This window comes from Nonomuraea zeae (assembly GCF_005889725.1).
Taxonomy (GTDB): domain Bacteria; phylum Actinomycetota; class Actinomycetes; order Streptosporangiales; family Streptosporangiaceae; genus Nonomuraea; species Nonomuraea zeae.
On sequence record NZ_VCKX01000280.1, the window covers coordinates 1 to 16,028 of the forward strand.

The 16,028-nt window shown below is 73.6% G+C and carries 19 protein-coding genes; 13 read left to right on the forward strand and 6 right to left on the reverse strand.

The annotated features are described in order from the left end of the window. Together ETD85_RS49720 and ETD85_RS49725 are read left to right on the forward strand one after the other, a co-directional pair. The coding region (locus ETD85_RS49720) for a hypothetical protein (RefSeq protein ID WP_138696857.1) at positions 1-501 on the forward strand (501 nt) is incomplete at its 5' end. 58 nt (positions 502-559) lie between these two features. Then, the gene (locus ETD85_RS49725; protein ID WP_138696858.1) at positions 560-1,444 is read left to right on the forward strand and encodes a DUF2268 domain-containing putative Zn-dependent protease; all 885 of its coding nucleotides are present in this window, start codon (positions 560-562) and stop codon (positions 1,442-1,444) included. On the opposite strand, the gene ETD85_RS49730 is transcribed toward ETD85_RS49725, so the two are convergent. After that, positions 1,414-2,064 (reverse strand): response regulator transcription factor, encoded by a 651-nt coding sequence (locus ETD85_RS49730; protein WP_138696859.1) that lies wholly within the window; start codon positions 2,062-2,064, stop codon positions 1,414-1,416. The genes ETD85_RS49725 and ETD85_RS49730 overlap by 31 nt on opposite strands. Then, entirely contained in the window at positions 2,061-3,314 is a 1,254-nt protein-coding gene (locus tag ETD85_RS49735) for a sensor histidine kinase (RefSeq protein WP_240779942.1), read from the reverse strand. Before ETD85_RS49735 ends, ETD85_RS49730 begins: the two co-directional genes overlap by 4 nt. 497 nt (positions 3,315-3,811) lie before the next feature. Here ETD85_RS49735 and ETD85_RS49740 point away from each other — a divergent pair, with 497 nt between their 5' ends. The 7 genes from ETD85_RS49740 to ETD85_RS49765 all read left to right on the forward strand — a co-directional run bounded on the left by ETD85_RS49740 (position 3,812) and on the right by ETD85_RS49765 (position 10,845). Beyond that, positions 3,812-4,885, forward strand: a complete 1,074-nt coding sequence (locus ETD85_RS49740) for an Lrp/AsnC family transcriptional regulator (protein WP_138696860.1) — start codon at positions 3,812-3,814, stop codon at positions 4,883-4,885. Next, positions 4,882-5,769, forward strand: coding sequence for a polysaccharide deacetylase family protein (locus ETD85_RS49745; protein ID WP_138696861.1), 888 nt, complete (start codon positions 4,882-4,884; stop codon positions 5,767-5,769). Before ETD85_RS49740 ends, ETD85_RS49745 begins: the two co-directional genes overlap by 4 nt. Next, entirely contained in the window at positions 5,766-7,052 is a 1,287-nt protein-coding gene (locus tag ETD85_RS49750; RefSeq protein ID WP_138696862.1) for an MFS transporter, read from the forward strand. The genes ETD85_RS49745 and ETD85_RS49750 overlap by 4 nt, the downstream gene beginning before the upstream one ends. Beyond that, a complete protein-coding gene (locus tag ETD85_RS49755) occupies positions 7,049-7,825 on the forward strand; it encodes an SDR family NAD(P)-dependent oxidoreductase (RefSeq protein ID WP_138696863.1) in 777 nt (258 codons plus the stop codon). Before ETD85_RS49750 ends, ETD85_RS49755 begins: the two co-directional genes overlap by 4 nt. Then, entirely contained in the window at positions 7,822-8,832 is a 1,011-nt protein-coding gene (locus ETD85_RS63865) for a ketopantoate reductase family protein (protein ID WP_170247271.1), read from the forward strand. Before ETD85_RS49755 ends, ETD85_RS63865 begins: the two co-directional genes overlap by 4 nt. After that, positions 8,829-9,992 carry a M20/M25/M40 family metallo-hydrolase gene (locus tag ETD85_RS63870; protein WP_170247272.1) on the forward strand — a complete coding sequence of 388 codons (1,164 nt, stop codon included), beginning with the start codon at positions 8,829-8,831 and terminating at the stop codon, positions 9,990-9,992. The genes ETD85_RS63865 and ETD85_RS63870 overlap by 4 nt, the downstream gene beginning before the upstream one ends. Before the next feature lie 91 nt (positions 9,993-10,083). Next, positions 10,084-10,845: a sulfite exporter TauE/SafE family protein gene (locus ETD85_RS49765; RefSeq protein WP_138696864.1), complete on the forward strand. Its 762-nt coding sequence runs from the start codon at positions 10,084-10,086 to the stop codon at positions 10,843-10,845. A gap of 74 nt (positions 10,846-10,919) precedes the next feature. On the opposite strand, the gene ETD85_RS49770 is transcribed toward ETD85_RS49765, so the two are convergent. Both ETD85_RS49770 and ETD85_RS49775 read right to left on the reverse strand, forming a co-directional pair. Continuing rightward, positions 10,920-12,065: an MFS transporter gene (locus ETD85_RS49770; protein ID WP_240779943.1), complete on the reverse strand. Its 1,146-nt coding sequence runs from the start codon at positions 12,063-12,065 to the stop codon at positions 10,920-10,922. Further along, positions 12,062-12,814 carry a DeoR/GlpR family DNA-binding transcription regulator gene (locus tag ETD85_RS49775; protein WP_276617393.1) on the reverse strand — a complete coding sequence of 251 codons (753 nt, stop codon included), beginning with the start codon at positions 12,812-12,814 and terminating at the stop codon, positions 12,062-12,064. Before ETD85_RS49775 ends, ETD85_RS49770 begins: the two co-directional genes overlap by 4 nt. A gap of 44 nt (positions 12,815-12,858) precedes the next feature. On the opposite strand from ETD85_RS49775, the gene ETD85_RS49780 reads away from it, so the two are divergent. The 3 genes from ETD85_RS49780 to ETD85_RS49790 are packed head-to-tail and all read left to right on the forward strand — an operon-like array spanning position 12,859 to position 14,743. Further along, positions 12,859-13,830: a helix-turn-helix transcriptional regulator gene (locus tag ETD85_RS49780; RefSeq protein WP_138696866.1), complete on the forward strand. Its 972-nt coding sequence runs from the start codon at positions 12,859-12,861 to the stop codon at positions 13,828-13,830. A 41-nt stretch (positions 13,831-13,871) separates the two neighbouring features. Further along, positions 13,872-14,483, forward strand: a complete 612-nt coding sequence (locus ETD85_RS49785) for a LysE family translocator (RefSeq protein ID WP_138696867.1) — start codon at positions 13,872-13,874, stop codon at positions 14,481-14,483. Positions 14,484-14,530: 47 nt separating this feature from the next. Then, entirely contained in the window at positions 14,531-14,743 is a 213-nt protein-coding gene (locus ETD85_RS49790; RefSeq protein WP_138667843.1) for a hypothetical protein, read from the forward strand. Here ETD85_RS49790 and ETD85_RS49795 read toward each other — a convergent pair. Together ETD85_RS49795 and ETD85_RS49800 are read right to left on the reverse strand one after the other, a co-directional pair. Beyond that, positions 14,740-15,171, reverse strand: a complete 432-nt coding sequence (locus tag ETD85_RS49795; RefSeq protein WP_138696868.1) for an SRPBCC domain-containing protein — start codon at positions 15,169-15,171, stop codon at positions 14,740-14,742. The genes ETD85_RS49790 and ETD85_RS49795 overlap by 4 nt on opposite strands. 70 nt (positions 15,172-15,241) lie before the next feature. After that, the gene (locus ETD85_RS49800) at positions 15,242-15,556 is read right to left on the reverse strand and encodes an ArsR/SmtB family transcription factor (protein ID WP_240779944.1); all 315 of its coding nucleotides are present in this window, start codon (positions 15,554-15,556) and stop codon (positions 15,242-15,244) included. A gap of 86 nt (positions 15,557-15,642) precedes the next feature. Here ETD85_RS49800 and ETD85_RS49805 point away from each other — a divergent pair, with 86 nt between their 5' ends. Then, the gene (locus ETD85_RS49805) at positions 15,643-16,002 is read left to right on the forward strand and encodes a VOC family protein (RefSeq protein WP_138696870.1); all 360 of its coding nucleotides are present in this window, start codon (positions 15,643-15,645) and stop codon (positions 16,000-16,002) included. Positions 16,003-16,028: the final 26 nt, after the last annotated feature.

Consider the following 16,028-nt stretch of genomic DNA (forward strand, 5'->3'; position numbering starts at 1 on the left):
GTGCTGGAGGGCGCCCCGGAGGTGCTGGACTCCGACCGGGGGCACGCGCCGTGGGTGGCGGTGCCGTACGTGCCGGGCCGGCCGGGGGCGGAGCGGTTCCTGGAGCCGGTCATGGTGGGCGGGACGCTGATCGGGGAGGCGCACGGGCCGGACTTCGTCCCGTACTGGCTGACCGATCGCGCGCCCGCGCTGCCCGGGCCGACGCGGCGGCGCCGGCCGCTGACCGAGACGCGCCGGCGGGTGCTGCTGGCGGTGCTGGCGCTGGCGATGCTGTTGCTGCTGGTGACGACCATCCTGCTGCTGCTCCTGCTCGGCAGGCGCGACAGCGAGCCGCAGCCGAGGCAGCTGCCGCCGACCGTGTTCGTACCGACGCCGCCGCCGACGCCGGCCAGCCCCGAGCCGTCGCCGTCGACCTCGCAGTCGCCGTCGCCGAGCGAGAGCGGGCAGGTCACGCCCGGTCAGACGCCGGGCGACGACACCGGCGAGGAGTCGCCGCTCTGACCTGTGCGGGGTTATTAGCTTGAGCCTCACGTAACGGGAGGTTCTAGCGTCCGCAGGCATGGAAATCATCGTTCACGACACGCTCACGCCGCTGGCCGCGCTGCTCCAGGAGCCGCTCGAACGGCGGCCCGAGGCGTTGCGGGAGCTGCTGGCGCCGATCCGCCCGGCGATCCCGATGCCCGGCGACATCGTCGAGATCCACCACCAGGGCGGCGGCTTCCGCGCCGACGCCGACGACCCGCGCTACCTGCCGGCCGTCCGGCGCATGATCGAGGAGGACGTGCTCGGGCAGGTGCGGCGCGAGCTGGCGCGCGCCTCGCGGGCGCTGCGCGCGGCCAGGCAGGCCGAGTCGGTGCAGGTCATGTTCATGCTCGGCGACCCGGACAACGAGCACCTGATGCGGATCAGCGGCGGCTACTACGGCATGGGCGGCTCGCCCGGGTGGCTGTACCTGCTGGCCTGGCCATCCGACGAGGTGATCGGCCGGATCGGGCACCTCGCGGTGCACGAGTTCCACCACAACGTGCGCTTCACCAACGTCGAGTGGAACCCGGAGAAGGTGACGGTGGGGGAGCACGTGCTGGCCGAGGGGCTGGCCGAGGCGTTCGTACGGGAGCTGTCGGGGCCGGAGGCGATGGGGCCGTGGTCGTCGATGGTGACCGGGGAGGCGTACGAGCTGGCCCGCGAGCGCATCATGGCGGATTTCGAGCTGGAGGGGATGTGGAACACGCCGGCGTACGTGCTGGGGGACAGCGTGGTGCGGAAGTTCGGGCAGGAGCCTCGCGGCATTCCGGACATGGCAGGATACGCGGTGGGGTTGCGGCTCGTGGACGAGGTGCTGTCGGCGACCGGGCTGAGCGCGGCGGAGGCGACCCTGCTGCCGGCGGCGGAGCTCATGCGGCGCGCGGCCGCTCAGCGCGGGGAGACGAAGCCGGACTCGTAGGCGGCGATCACGGCCTGGGTGCGGTCGCGCGCGCCGAGCTTGGCCAGCACGTTGCCGACGTGCGTCTTGACCGTCTCCTGGCTGACGACCAGCTCGGCGGCGATCTCGCCGTTGGACAGGCCCTGGGTCATCAGGCGCAGCACGTCGCCCTCGCGGCCGGTCAGCCGGTCGATCCCCGGCACCCGCCCGGGCGCGGGGACGGCGGGGCGGCGCCCGGCCAGCGCCCGGATCGCGGCGGGGAACAGCAGCGACTCGCCTGCCGCGACCAGCTTGACCGCCTGGACCAGGTCGTCCGGCCTGGTGCGCTTGAGCAGGAATCCGCTGGCTCCGGCCCGCAGCGCGTCATAGACGTGGTCGTCGTTCTCGAACGTGGTTACCACCAGCACCTTGGGCGGATCGTCCAGGGCCAGGAGCCGCGCGGTGGCCTGGATGCCGTCGAGGGCGGGCATGCGCACGTCCATCAGGACGACGTCGGGACGCTCGCGGCGTACGACGGGCAGGACCGCGGCGCCGTCGGAGGCCTCGCCGACCACGCTCAGGCCGGGCTCGGCGTCGAGGATGATGCGCAGGCCGGCGCGGATCAGTGCCTCGTCGTCGGCGATCACCACTTTGAGCGTCATGTGCTCGACCGTAGCGGCAGGCGCACGGTGACCTGCCACCCGGCGCCCGCGCTGCCCGCCTCCAGGTCGCCGTGCAGGAGCCGGACGCGCTCGCGCATGCCCGGCACGCCCCTGCCTCCCCCCGGCCGGGGGCCGTGCGGGCCTGCCCGGTTGGCGACCTCGAGCCGCAGCTCGTCCCCCTGCACGGCGGCGGCCAGGCGGACGGGGCCGTGGCCGTGTTTGATGGCGTTGGTGAGCGCCTCCTGGAGGATGCGGTAGGCCTCCCTGGAGACCAGGGCGGGCACGCCGGACAGATCGCCCACCTCCTGCCGCACGTCGGCGCCCGAGGCGGCGACGAGCCCGTCCAGGTCGGCCAGCGTCGCCTGCGGCCCCCTCCCGTCGCCCGGCCTGCCGTCATCGGACCGGCTCTCGCCTGGATGGCCGCCCGAGCGGGCGTCCTCCCGGCGGTCGTCCTCGCGCAGCACGCCGAGCACGTGGTCGAGGTCTTCGAGGGCGGCGCGGGCCGAGTGCTCGATGGCGGCCAGCGCGGTCCTGGCCGTGTCCGGGTCGCGGTCGAGGACCCGCCCGGCCGCGGCGGCCTGCAGGGTGACGACGCTGAGCGCGTGCCCGACGGAGTCGTGCAGCTCGCGGGCCAGCCGGTTGCGCGCGGCGAGCGTACGCGCGTGCTCCTCCGCGGCGGCCAGGCGTTCGGCCGGGGTGGGGCCGAGCAGGACGGGCGCCAGGCGGGTCAGCAGCTCGCCCGACCCCGCCGCCAGCGCGACGAGCGCCACCAGCGTCGCCAGCCCGATCAGCGCCCACAGCACCGCCGGCCACCCCGGCGTGACCGTGTACCCGAGCACCGGCGTCGTCTGCCCGGTCACCGGCAGCGCCAGCGTGAACAGCGTGAACGGCACGACCGCCAGCGTGCAGCCGCTGACCACGCCGCCGATCGCCAGGTGCAGCGTGAACCAGGCGGTGGTGCGGCGCCGCTCCTGCCAGGAGCGGCGCGCCTGGCGCGGCGGGACCTCGACGTGCGCGCCCAGCAGGCCCTGCGCCGCGTTCACCGCCACCGACCGCACCGGCAGGAACAGCCCGGTGACCGCCACGACGGGCAGCACCGCGACGAACACGCCCACCTGTACGGGCATCAGCAGGTTCGCGGACTCGCCCTGCCACAGGCCGGCGACCAGGACGCCGACCATCATGTACGGCATCAGCAGCGCGCCGCCCAGGATGAGGCACGCCCATCGGCGCGGCAGGTTCCGTCTCACCCCCGCGATTGTATGTCGCTGATCATTCACTGCTGGTGGAATGCGCTTTTGGAGAAATGCGCCGCCGGCGCGAGGATCCGATAATTCCCGCCGCCCGGGTTCATGACGGAGACCCGGCGCGCCGCGTGGCCTGACCAGCTCGGAAGGGTGCCTGCTGAAGGAGCGTTCAGGAGGCCGGCGGCGACGTTGGCAATCGGCTCTGCGGGGAGCTGCTTTTCCGGCGGCCGAGGATTCCGAGCGCGGCATTGCCCTTTCCATCGACTCGCCCGGCGGCTCGCTCACCGCGACGAACGCCGTTTATGGCAGGGGACGCCGGGCAGGCGGGCGGCGCTGCCGCACGAGCCGCACGCCGAGGGCGGGCGCGGGCAGGGCGGTGCCGCGGCGCGCCGCGGGAGGGCTCGTGATCTGGGGGAGTTTGGTCAAATCTGGGGTCCTTCATGGGGATTGCGTCAGATTTTACTTGCATTTGAGGGATTCCGCCAGTAAGAGTGGTTCCCATGCAAGATGGCGTCCAGATCGACGAGCTGGACCGCGCGATCGTCGCGGCTCTCCAGCTGAACGGCCGAGCCCCGTGGAGCCTCGTCGCGCGCCTGGTCGGCGCGAGCGAGTCCACCGTGGTCCGCCGCGCCGCCCTGCTCGGCGACAGCGGCCTGCTGCGCGTCATCGGCGTCGTGGACGTGCTGCGCTGCGGCCTGGGCGTCCCCGTGCTGAGCCGCTTCCGCTGCCGGCCGGGCACGACCTACGACGTCGCCGGCGCCATCGTGGCCCGGCCCGAGGCGCGGTTCGTCGCGGTCGTGTCCGGCAGCGCGGACTGCGTGGCCGAGTTCGTCGTGCCCACGCACGCCGCCATCAGCGGGCTCATGGTGGCCGACGTGCCGGGCGGCGACCGGGTCACCGAGAGCGAGACGCACGCGGTCATCCGCACGTTCGTCTCCAACCACGACTGGAACCCCGGCGTGCTCGGCGAGCCGGCCACCGCCGAGCTGCGCGACGCCGCCGAGCTGCCGTTCGAGGACCGGTTCCGGCAGAGCCCGCCGGAGCGCCTCGACGAGCTGGAGCTGGCCGTCGTCCACGCGCTCGGCGAGGACGGGCGCATGTCGTACAAAGCGCTCGCCCAGGCCGTCGGCAGCAGCGAGTCGACGGCGAAGCGGCGCGTGGAGTCCCTGGTACGGCGTGGCTGCCTGCGCTTTCGCACGCTGGCCGAGCCCGAGGTGCTCGGATACGCCGTGGAGTTCATGCTGTGGCTCGAGGTCGAGCCCGGCCTGATGGAACGGGCGGGCCAGCAGCTGGCCGCGCACCCCTCCACCCGCTACCTGTCGGCCACCACGGGCCGCTTCAACCTGGCCGGGCAGGTGGCGCTGCGGCACTACGGCGACCTGTTCCGCTACCTGACCGACGACGTCGGCGCGCTGCCCGGCGTGCGCAGCGCCGACGTCACCCTGCAGCTCACCACGCTGAAGCGCGCCTGGGCGCCCACCCCCGCCGCGCAGACCCCGGTGGCCCGGAGCCCTGCCGCCCGGACCGCCGCCCCGCGAACCCCCGCCGCACGAACGGAGAACCCCTCATCATGACCGAACAGCAGCCCTGGCAGTGGGGCGAGCAAACCTGGCGCCGCCACGTGGAGCGGGTGCGCGCCGGACGCAGCCTGCGCCCGGCCGCCTGGCCCGGCGGCGCGCGCGTCGCCGTCGCCCTGTCCTTCGACTCCGACCACGAGACGATCCCGCTGCGCGACGGCGAGACCCGGCCGGGCAAGCTCGCCCAGGGCGAGTACGGCTCCCGCGTCGGCGCCCCCCGCGTCCTGCGCCTGCTGGAGCGCTACCGGATCCCGGCGTCGTTCTTCATGCCGGCCGTGTCCGCCCTGCTGCACCCCGGCGAGGTGCGCGACTACGTCGCCGCCGGCCACGAGGTCGCCTTGCACGGCTGGATCCACGAGCGCAACATGTCGCTCGACCCGGCCGACGAGCGGGAGCTGGCCCTGCGCGCCGCCGACACGCTGGAGCGGCTGGCCGGCACGCGCCCGGTCGGCATCCGCACGCCGTCGTGGGACTTCTCCGACCACACCCTGGCCATCACCCGCGAGCTGGGCCTGCGCTACGACTCCTCGCTGATGGCCGACGACGAGCCGTACGAGCTGCTGGCCGACGGCGAGCCGACCGGCATCGTGGAGATCCCGGTCGAGTGGATCAGGGACGACGCCCCCTACCTGATGATGGAGCGCTACGGCGCGCTGCGGCCGTACACGCCGCCGCGCGACGTGGCCGGGATCTGGCGCGACGAGTTCGACGCCGCCCGCGAGGACGGCGGGCTGTTCCAGCTCACCATGCACCCGCACATCATCGGCCACCGCTCCCGGATGGCGGCCCTGACCGAGCTGCTCGACCACATCGACGGTCACGGCGACGTCTGGTACGCCACCCACGCCCAGGTCGCCGACTACGTCCTGGAGCAGTCATGAGCGTCGAAGCGGTCCCCACGCGCCTGACCGGGGCGCAGCGCAAGGCGATCGTGGCCGGCGCGATCGGCAACACGGTCGAATGGGTGGACTGGGCGATCTACACCACGTTCGCGTCGGTGTTCTCGCGGCAGTTCTTCCCCTCCGACAACGAGACCGCGAGCCTGCTGTCGACGCTCGTCGTCTTCGCCGTCGGCTTCCTCGTGCGGCCCATCGGCGGCGCGATCCTCGGCTCCTACGGTGACCGGCACGGCCGCAAGAAGGGCATGACGCTGACCATCTCGATGATGGCGGTGGCCTCGTTCGCGATCGCGATCTGCCCCGGCTACGAGACGATCGGGATCGCCGCGCCGGTCGTGCTGGTGCTCGCCCGCCTGGTCCAGGGCTTCTCGGCCGGCGGCGAGTTCGGCACCTCGTCGGCGTTCCTGGTCGAGTCGGCCGCGCGCGGGCGGCGGGCCTTCGCCGGGTCCTGGCAGCAGGTCTCGGTCGGCGGCGGCGTGCTGATCGCCTCCGCGCTCGGCACCGTGCTCACCTCCTCGCTCGACCAGGCGGCGCTGGAGAGCTGGGGCTGGCGGGTGGCCTTCGCCATCGGCGGCCTGCTCGGGCTGGTCGGCCTGTGGCTGCGGGTGTCGGTGCCGGAGACCGAGGCGTTCGCCAACGTCGAGTCCTCGGGCCGCAAGCGCGCCAACCCCCTGGTCACGATGTTCAGGGACCATCCCAGGGCCGCGCTGCGGGTGGCGGGCATCACCATCGCCGGCACGCTGCTGTACTACATCTGGGTCAGCTACATGCCGACGTTCGCGCACGTCGACACCGGCATCCCGCTGAACCAGGCGCTGCTGGCCAACACGATCGCGGTGCTGGTGTTCCTGATCCTGCTCCCGTTCGGCGGGCTGCTGTCGGACCTGGTCGGGCGCAAGCCCACGATGCTCGCCTTCGCGCTCGGCTTCCTGGTGCTGGCCTGGCCGGCCTTCCACTTCCTGGACGGCGGCTTCGGCTCCCTGCTGACGATCGAGCTCATCGGCATGGTGTTCCTGGTCGGCTACTCCGCCAACTGCGCCGTCGTCATGGCCGAGCAGTTCCCCGCCGAGGTCCGCACGACCGGGATCGGGCTGCCGTACGCGCTGGCCGTGGCGATCTTCGGCGGCACCGCCCCGTACGTCACCACCTGGCTCACCTCCAACGGCTTCCGCGACCAGATCTGGATCTACGTGGCCGCGGCGGCGCTCATCGGCGTCCTCGTCTACGCCACCATGCCCGAGACCAAGGGAAAGGAGCTGACATGACACCGCACGTGCTGGTCACCGGCGCGGCCAGCGGGATCGGCGCCGGAGTCTGCGAGCTGTTCGCGAGCGCGGACGGCGCCCGGATCACCGCGGTCGACGTGCGGGCCGAGGCCCTGTCGCGGCTGGCGGACCGGCTCGGCGCGCACGTGATCGCCGCCGACCTGGCCGACGCGGAGGCCGCCGGGGGGCTGCTGGATCGCGCCTGGCAGGAGCACGGGCCGGTGGACGTCGTGGTCAACGCGGCCGGCATCTACCCGGCGACGCCGTTCCTGGAGATGACCGCCGCCCAGTGGGACCGCGTGCAGGACGTCAACGTACGGGCGCCCATGCTCATCACCGCGGCGTTCGGCCGGGCCTGCGCCGCGAGCGGGCGGACCGGCTCGGTGGTCAACATCGCCTCGGGCGCCGCCCTGCGCGCCCGCCCCGGCGCCGCGCACTACTGCACGTCCAAGGCCGCGCTGGAGATGCTCACCAAGGCCGCGGCCGTCGAGCTCGGCCCGATCGGCGTCCGGGTCAACGCGGTCAGCCCCGGCTTCGTGACCGTGGACAGCGCCGCCAACCCCGTCACCGAGGAATACGCCGCGGCCGTCTCCGCCAACCCGCTGGGCCGGCGCGGGCTGCCGCCGGACGTCGCCGCCGCCGTGCGCTGGCTGTCCGGCGCGGAAGCCGCGTGGGTGACGGGCACGGTGCTGCGGGTCGACGGCGGGGCCTCGGCAGGCACGACCGCGCTGCCGCTGCATTGGAAGGGAACGAGCGAGGTACAGCAAGCATGAACGAATCCACCCCTTACGCGATCGTCGGCGGCGGCGCCATCGGCGGCACCGTCGCGTTCCACCTGGCCAGAGGCGGGCACGACGTCCTGCTCATCGACGCCGACCCCGCGCACGTCGCCGCGGTCCGGGAGCACGGGCTCGTGCTGCGCGGCGCGGCCGGCGACCAGAGCGCCCGGGTGCGCGCCGCCACCCCCGGCGAGGTGGACGGACCCCTGCATCGCGTGCTGCTGTGCGTCAAGGCCCAGGCGACGGCCGGCGCCGCCGCCTGGATCGCGCCCCGGCTGGCCCCCGACGGCTACGTCGTGTCGGTCCAGAACGGGCTCAACGAGCAGCTCATCGCCGAGCACGTCGGCCCCGAGCGCGTCGTCGGCGCGTTCGTCAACGTGTTCGCCGACGTGGTCGAGCCGGGCGTGATCCGCGACGGCGGCCCGGGCGCGTTCGTGATCGGGGAGCTGGGCGGCGAGTCCAGCCCCAGAGTCGACCGGCTGGCCGCGGACCTGGCCGCGCTGGGCGCCAAGGCCACCGCGAACGTCAGCGGCTACCTGTGGTCCAAGCTGGGCTTCGGCGCCATGCTGAGCGCCACCGCGCTGGCCGACGCCCCGATGGCCGACCTGATCGACCGGCACCGGCCGCTGATGCACGCCCTGGTGGCGGAGGTGTTCTCGGTGGCGGCGCCGCTGGGGCACCGGCTGGAGCCGTTCGACGCCTTCGAGCCGGCCGCCTACCTGCCGGGCGCCGCGCCGCGGGATCGGGAGGCGGCGACGGACCGGCTCACCGCCTGGCTGCGCACCCAGCCCAAGGACCGCAGCGGCATCTGGCGCGACATCGCCGTACGGCACCGGCCCGTCGAGGTGCACGACCACTACCGGCCCGTACTCGAACAGGCTCGGGCGGGCGGGATCGCGACCCCGCTGCTGCGCGGCATGCTCGACCGGCTGGCCGGCGTGGAGTCCGGCCGCGCCCCGATGAGCGAGGACCACCTCACCGAACTGGAGAACGCCCTGTGACCGCCGCGACCCCGGCAGGCGACGCGCAGCTGCGCGACTGGATCGACGGCCACCGCGCCGAGCTGCTCGCCGACCTGTCCGCGTACGTCTCGCTGGAGACGCCCAGCCACGACAAGGCGCTGCTCGACGCGGCGCTGGACTGGCTCGACGGCTACCTGGCGTCCCGGCTGGGCGCGCCCGCGGCCACCCGGCGGACCGGCGGCGGCGCGTACGGCGACATCCGGGTGAACGACTACCCGGGCGACGGCGCGGGCGCGCCCGTCCTGCTGCTGGCCCACTACGACACGGTGTGGCCGGCCGGGACGCTGGCCGGCTGGCCGTTCACCGTCGAAGGCGATCGCGTCACCGGGCCCGGCGTCTTCGACATGAAGGCCGGGCTGGTCCAGCTCGTGTGGGCGCTGCGCGCGCTCGACGCCGCCGGACTGCCGCGCCCGCCGCTGCGGCTGCTGCTCAACGGCGACGAGGAGATCGGCAGCCCCGCCTCGCGGCCGCTGATCGAGCAGGCGGCCGGTGACGCGGCGGCGGTGCTGGTGTTCGAGGCCAGCGCGGACGGCGCGCTGAAGACCGAGCGCAAGGGCGTCGGCATCTTCCGGCTGGAGTTCACCGGCGTGGAGGCGCACGCTGGGCTCGAACCGGCCAAGGGCGCCAGCGCGATCGACGAGCTGGCCAGGGCCGTGCGCAGCCTGCACGACCTGACCGACCTGGAGACGGGCACGACCGTCAACGTCGGCGTCGTCTCGGGCGGGACCGGCGCCAACGTGGTGGCCGGCACGGCCCGCGCCGACGTGGACGTACGCGTCGCCAGCCAGGCGGAGGCCGCCCGCGTGGACGCCGCCCTGGCCGGGCTGCGCCCGCACGACCCGCGGGCCGCCCTCGCGGTGCGCGGCGGCTGGAACCGGCCCGTCATGGAGCGCACGCCCGGCACCGCCCGGCTGTTCGGGCAGGCGCGGGAGGTGGCCGCGCGGCTGGGCCTCGACCTGCGCGAGTGCTCGGTGGGCGGGGCCAGCGACGGCAACTTCGCCGCCGCGCTCGGCCGGCCGGTGCTGGACGGGCTCGGCGCGGTCGGGGCCGGGGCGCACGCCCGGCACGAGCACGTCAGCGTGGACGGGATGATCGAGCGCTCCGCACTCACCGCCGCCCTCCTGCGGGCCATGGCCTGATCGATCCCCGTCGAGGGGAGGGGGCGGAATCCGGCTAAAGGGTGACTTGTACACTCTTGAGGTTTGCCGGGGGGAAATCGGGGGAAGTGGCGTGCCGCTAGAGCAGATCCTGGTGTTGCTGGCGGCGGCCGCCGGGGCGGGGTGGATCGACGCCGTCGTGGGCGGCGGCGGGCTGCTCCAGCTGCCCGCCATCATGATGACCGGGATCCCGACCGTCGAGGCGATGGCCACCAACAAGCTGTCGTCGGTCTTCGGCACCAGCTCCGCCGCCGTCGCCTACGCGCGCTCCACCAAGGTGGACCGGCAGGTCGCGCTGCCCGGCGCCGCGCTGGCGGTGCTCAGCGCGGGCCTGGGGGCGTGGGCGGCGGCGGCCGTCTCGGCCGAGGTGCTGCGGCCGGCGGTCATGGTGGTGCTGCTGGCGGTGGCCGCGTTCGTGACGTTGCGGCCCAGGATGGGGGCCGTGCCCGAGCCGCACCTGCGGACCGACCGCCGGGTGCTCGCCGCGGTGGCCACCGCCGGCGTGGGCATCGCCTTCTACGACGGCATCATGGGGCCCGGCACGGGAACGTTCCTCATCATCGCCTTCACCACCATTCTCGGGCTGGACTTCGTCTCGGCCTCCGCCTCGGCGAAGATCATCAATGTCGGGACGAACCTGGGCGCGCTCGCCGTGTTCGCGGCGCAGGGGCACGTGCAGTGGGCGCTGGGGCTCGGCATGGCGGTGTGCAACGTGGCCGGCGCCCAGTTCGGCGCGCGTACGGCGCTTAAGCGGGGCACCGCCTTCGTCCGGATCGTGCTGCTGTGCGTGGTCGCGGCCATGGTGGTCCGGCTGGGGTGGCAGCAGTTCGGCTGACCGGTGACCGCGGCGCGTACCGACCTCCGCCGCAGGCGCTGACCGTCATTGTGCCGGGCCCGCCACAATGACGGTCAGCGGGCGGGGGTTGTGGCGCGGGTGCGCAGCGCGGTGGCCGTCAGCGCCACGAACGCCGCCAGCAGCGACGGGATGGCCAGCGCCCGCGGCAGCCCGGCCTGCTCGGCGACCGCCCCGATGAACACCGGCCCCGACAGGAACCCCAGGTAGCCGATCGCGGCCACCCGGGCCAGCGCCCGCCCGGCGAACGCCGGGTCGCGGTTGCCCGCCGCCGAGAACACCTGCGGCACGATGCACGACAGCCCGGCCCCGAAGCAGCCGAACCCGATCACGCCCGCCACGGGATGCCCGCCCAGCAGCGCCAGCCCCAGCCCCGCCGCGGCCAGCAGCCCGCAGCAGCGCACCAGCGGCACCGGCCCGAACCGGGCGGCCAGGCGGTCGCCCGCCAGCCGCCCCGCGGTCATCATCACGGAGAACGCGGCGTAGCCCGCGGCGGCGAACCCCGGAGAGGCGGCCAGGTCCTCATGCAGGTAGACCGAGCTCCAGTCGGCCGCCGCCCCTTCGCCCACCAGGCAGCAGAACGCCAGCACGCCCAGGAACGCGATCCCCTTGGGCCGCTCGGCCCGCTCCCCCGCGAGGTGCTCATCAGCGGCGGGCGCCGAGCGCAGGGCCCACCGCGCGGCCCAGACGGCCAGCAGCGCGATCACCGCGCCCGCCGACAGGAACGTGACCGACGGCTCCAGCTCCGCGTGCGCGAACAGGCCGCCCGTCGTGGCCCCCGCGAACCCGCCGACGCTGTAGACGGCGTGGAAGGATGACATGATCGGCCGCCCGTGCGCCCGTTCCACCTCCACGGCGTTGGCGTTCATGGCCACGTCGAGGATCCCGTGCACCATGCCGAACACCAGCAGCGTCCCCATCAGCGCGCCCAGGCCACCGGCGTAGGCGGGCAGCACCAGCACGACGCCCTGCAGCAGCGCCGCCGGGATCATGACGCGGCTGCTGCCGTGCCGGTCCACCAGCCGGCCCACCGCCGTCATCCCGGCGACGGCGCCCGCGGCGATGGCCAGCAGGGCGAGGCTGAGCTGCCCGTCGCCGAGGCCGAGGCTCGCCTTGATGGCGGGGATGCGCGCCGTCCAGGTGCCGATGGCCGCACCGGCCAGGAAGAACAGCAGGTAGACGGCCGTACGCTCGCGTCTCACCCGGCCTCCCTGACCGTCACGCCGGCCGCGGTGAGGGCGTCGCGCTGCTCGCGCGGGATGCCGGGGTCGGTCACCACCACGTCCAGCCGGGAGATCGGGCAGACCGCGCCGAACGCCGTACGCGAGAACTTGCCCGAGTCGCACGCCACGATCACCCGCCTGGCCGCGGCGATGGCGGCCTGCTTGACCGCGACCTCCGGCAGGTCGTGGGCGGTCAGGCCGTGCTCGGCGGACAGGCCGCAGCAGCCGATCACCGCCGTGTCGAAGCGCAGCGCCTTGATGGAGCTCTCGGTCAGCGGGCCCATGAAGTTGTGCTCGCCCTGGCGGACCTCGCCGCCGGGCAGCACCAGGCGCACGCGCGGCGCGGCGGCCAGCATCGTCACCGGCTGCAGGGCCAGCGGCAGCACGGTCAGCCGGCGATCGAGCAGGGCGCGGGCCACCTCCAGCACGGTCGTGCCGCCGTCCAGCACCACGGCCTCGCCGTCGGCGATCAGCTCGGCCACCTCGGCGCCGATCTGCCGCTTGGCCTCCACCGCCTCCCGCTCGCGCACCTCGAACGGCGGCTCCTCGCCGCGCAGCAGCAGCGACAGGGCGCCGCCCCTGACCCTGCGCACCACCCCCTGCTGGGCCAGCTCGTCCAGGTCGCGGCGGATGGTCATCTCCGACACCGCGTGCTCGGCGGCCAGCTCGGCGACCGACACGCTGTCCTGATTGCGCAGAGCGTTCATGATGGCAGTTAAACGTTCCATATGTTCATACAAACACGATCTATGTGCGCAATACAATGGGCGGCATGCGTGCCAGTCGCCTGCTCTCGCTGCTCCTGCTCCTGCAGACGCGCGGCCGCATGACCGCGCCGGAGCTGGCCGAAGAGCTGGAGGTGTCGGTCCGCACCGTCTACCGCGACGTCGAGGCGCTCTCGGCGGCCGGCGTCCCGGTCTATGCCGACCGGGGTCCGGCGGGCGGCTACCAGCTCATCGACGGCTACCGCACCCGGCTCACCGGGCTGACGGCGGAAGAGGCGTCCTCGCTGTTCCTGGCGGGGCTGCCCGGGCCCGCGGCCGAGCTGGGGCTGGCCGACGTGGCGGCCAACGCGGAGCTGAAGCTGCTGGCCGCCCTGCCGCCGGAGCCGCGCTCGCACGCCGCGCGGATGCGCGAGCGGTTCCTGCTCGACGTGCCGGGCTGGTATCGCTCGGCCGACGACGTGCCGCATCTGAGCGAGGTGGCCGAGGCGGTGTGGGAGCAGCGGCCGTTGCGCATGACCTACCGGCGGTGGGGCCAGCAGGTGGTCGATCGGGTGATCCATCCGTACGGGCTGGTGCTCAAGGGCGGCTCCTGGTATCTGGTGGCCGCGCCGCCGGAGCGCGATCCCCGTACGTACCGGGTCTCGCGGGTGCTCACGCTGGAGACGCTGCCCGGCCGGTTCCCCTGGCCGGAGGGGTTCGAGCTGGCCGGGTTCTGGCAGGGCTACGCCAAGGAGTTCCGCGAGCGGATGTACACCGCCGAGGCCGTCGTCAAGCTCGCGCCGGGCATGGGCGACCTGCTGGCGTACACGATGGGCGCCGACGTCGTCGGCGCGGCGCTGGCCGCGGCGGGGGAGCCCGACCCCGAGGGCCGGGTGACGATCACCGTGCCGGTCGAGTCGCTGTCGCACGCCCGCTGGCTGCTGCTGCGGATGGGCGCAGGCGTCGAGGTGCTGGGGCCGCCGGAGCTGCGGGAGCTGATGCGTGAGACGGTCGCGGAGCTCGGCAAGCTGTATGAATAAATGAGGGGATTTCCGGGCGCGGCTCTGCCACGATGCCCGGCATGTATCTTCTCGTCTTCGCGGGCGCGTGCGTCCTGATCGCCATGGTGCCCGGGGTGAGCACCGCCATCATCCTGCGCCAGACACTGCGCGCGGGCCGCGGCTCGGGGCTGGCCGCCACGCTGGGCAACGAGACCGGCATCCTGCTGTGGGGCCTGGCCGCCGCGTTCGGCCTGTCGGCACTGCTGGTGGCCTCGCAACTGGCCTACGACGTGATGCGCGTGGCCGGAGCCGCGGTGCTGGTGGCGATGGGGGCGCAGGCGCTGTGGCAGGCCCGCAAGGGCACGGCGGCTCCCGAGCCCGCGGTGGTGCAGGGGTGGCGCGGGCCGTACCTGGCCGGGCTGGGGACGTGCCTGGCCAACCCGAAGGCGGCGGTGTTCGCGATGTCGTTCCTGCCGCAGTTCGTCCCGGCGGGCCAGAACGTGCCGGTGACGCTCGTGACGCTGGCCGTCGTATGGGTGCTGATCGACCTGCTCTGGTACGGGCTGCTCATCTGGGCGGTCGCCAAGGCCAAGGCGTGGCTGGGCAGGCCCGCGGTGCGGCGGCGGCTGGAGCAGATCTCCGGCGTGGTGCTGATCGGGCTGGGCGTCCGGCTCGTGGTGGAGGCCCGCTGACGAGCCGGTGGGATCCGCTGTCCCCGCTGCTGGATTACCTTTGGTGCATGACGAACGACCTGGCGACCCTGATGAGGCAGGCTCAGGACGACGATCCGCTGCTGGCACTGCACGCCACGACCGCGCTGCGCCGCGAGATCGAGCGCCTGGAGGCGGTCCAGGTGCGGCGGGCCAGGGTGGCGGGGCTGGCCTGGGCGCAGATCGCCGACGCGGTCGGGGTGAGCAAGCAGGCCGTGCACAAGAAGTACGGCCGGCGCTAGCCCTTCCACCGGTCGGCGAACCAGCGCAGGACGATGTTCCAGGAGTAGCCGCGCCGGATCCGCCCGGCCACGTCGGGGGGCAGCGTGCCGAGCCCGCGGTGTTCTAGCAGCACCTCGGTGCCGCCTTCGACCGGGGTGAAGGCCACCTCGATCTCCATCCGCCCGGTGTCGTTGATGAGGTCGGCCCACACCAGGCGGTGCGGCGGCTCCCAGGCGAGCACCCGGCCGGTGTCGACGTGGCCGCCGTCGGACCACAGCTCGCGCAGGTAGCCGTCCTCGAACCTGATGCCCACCGCGCGGGCGGGGTCGACCCAGCTGTGGCGGCCGCGTACGTACCAGCTGTCGATCTCGTCGGTGAAGATCCGGAACGCGGTCGCCGGGTCGACGGGCACGGTGACGGCGGCCTGGACGGAGTCCTGCGCCTTCACCGGGCGCGCTCCCGATGCTGCCGGGCGGTCATCGGACGTTGCCGGGTGGTCACCGGGTGCTGCCGGGTGGTCATCGGGTGCGCTCCACGTGGTCCTTGAACGAGCCGAGCTGCTCGGCCCAGAACGCCTGCACCTGGTCCAGCCACGCCTGCAGCGCCACGAAGGGCTCCTGGCGCAGCGTGTACAGGCGCAGCCTGGCGTCGGCGCCCCCGGCCTCGGCCTGGACGAGCCCGCCCGCCCGCAGCACGCGCAGGTGCCTGCTGAGCGCCGGCGCGCTCATCTGCACGGCCTGCGCCAGCTCGCCGGCCGGGCGCGGGCCCTCGCGCAGCAGGTCGATCACCTTGCGCCTGGTGGGGTCGGCGAGGGCAGCCAGCGTAGCGTCCACATCGTTAACGTTGCTGTTAATATTTGCCTGCTTCCGTTAGGCTGTTAATCCTTAACGATAGCGACAAATATTACGGAGGCGCGTACATGAGTGTCGAGCTGGGCTACTACACCCTCTCCGTGCAGGACCTGGACCGGGCGGCGGCCTTCTACGGGCCGCTGTTCGGCTGGGAGTTCAGGCGGGAGCACGAGCGCTACCTGCACGTCACGAACACGGCCGTGCCCATGGGGCTCACTTCTGGCGGGCCGTCGTCGCAGCCGAACCTCTACTACCACGTCACCGACATCGACGCGGCGGTGGAGCAGGTGGCCAAGCTCGGGGGCGGCACGGGGGAGGTGTACGAGAGCAAGTCGGGACGCGGCTGCACCTGCACGGACGACCAGGGGACCGAGATCAGCCTGTGGCAGCCCAGCCCCGGCTTCGCCCTGTCGCTTATACACATCTGACGCTGCCGACCATACACCCGTGCACG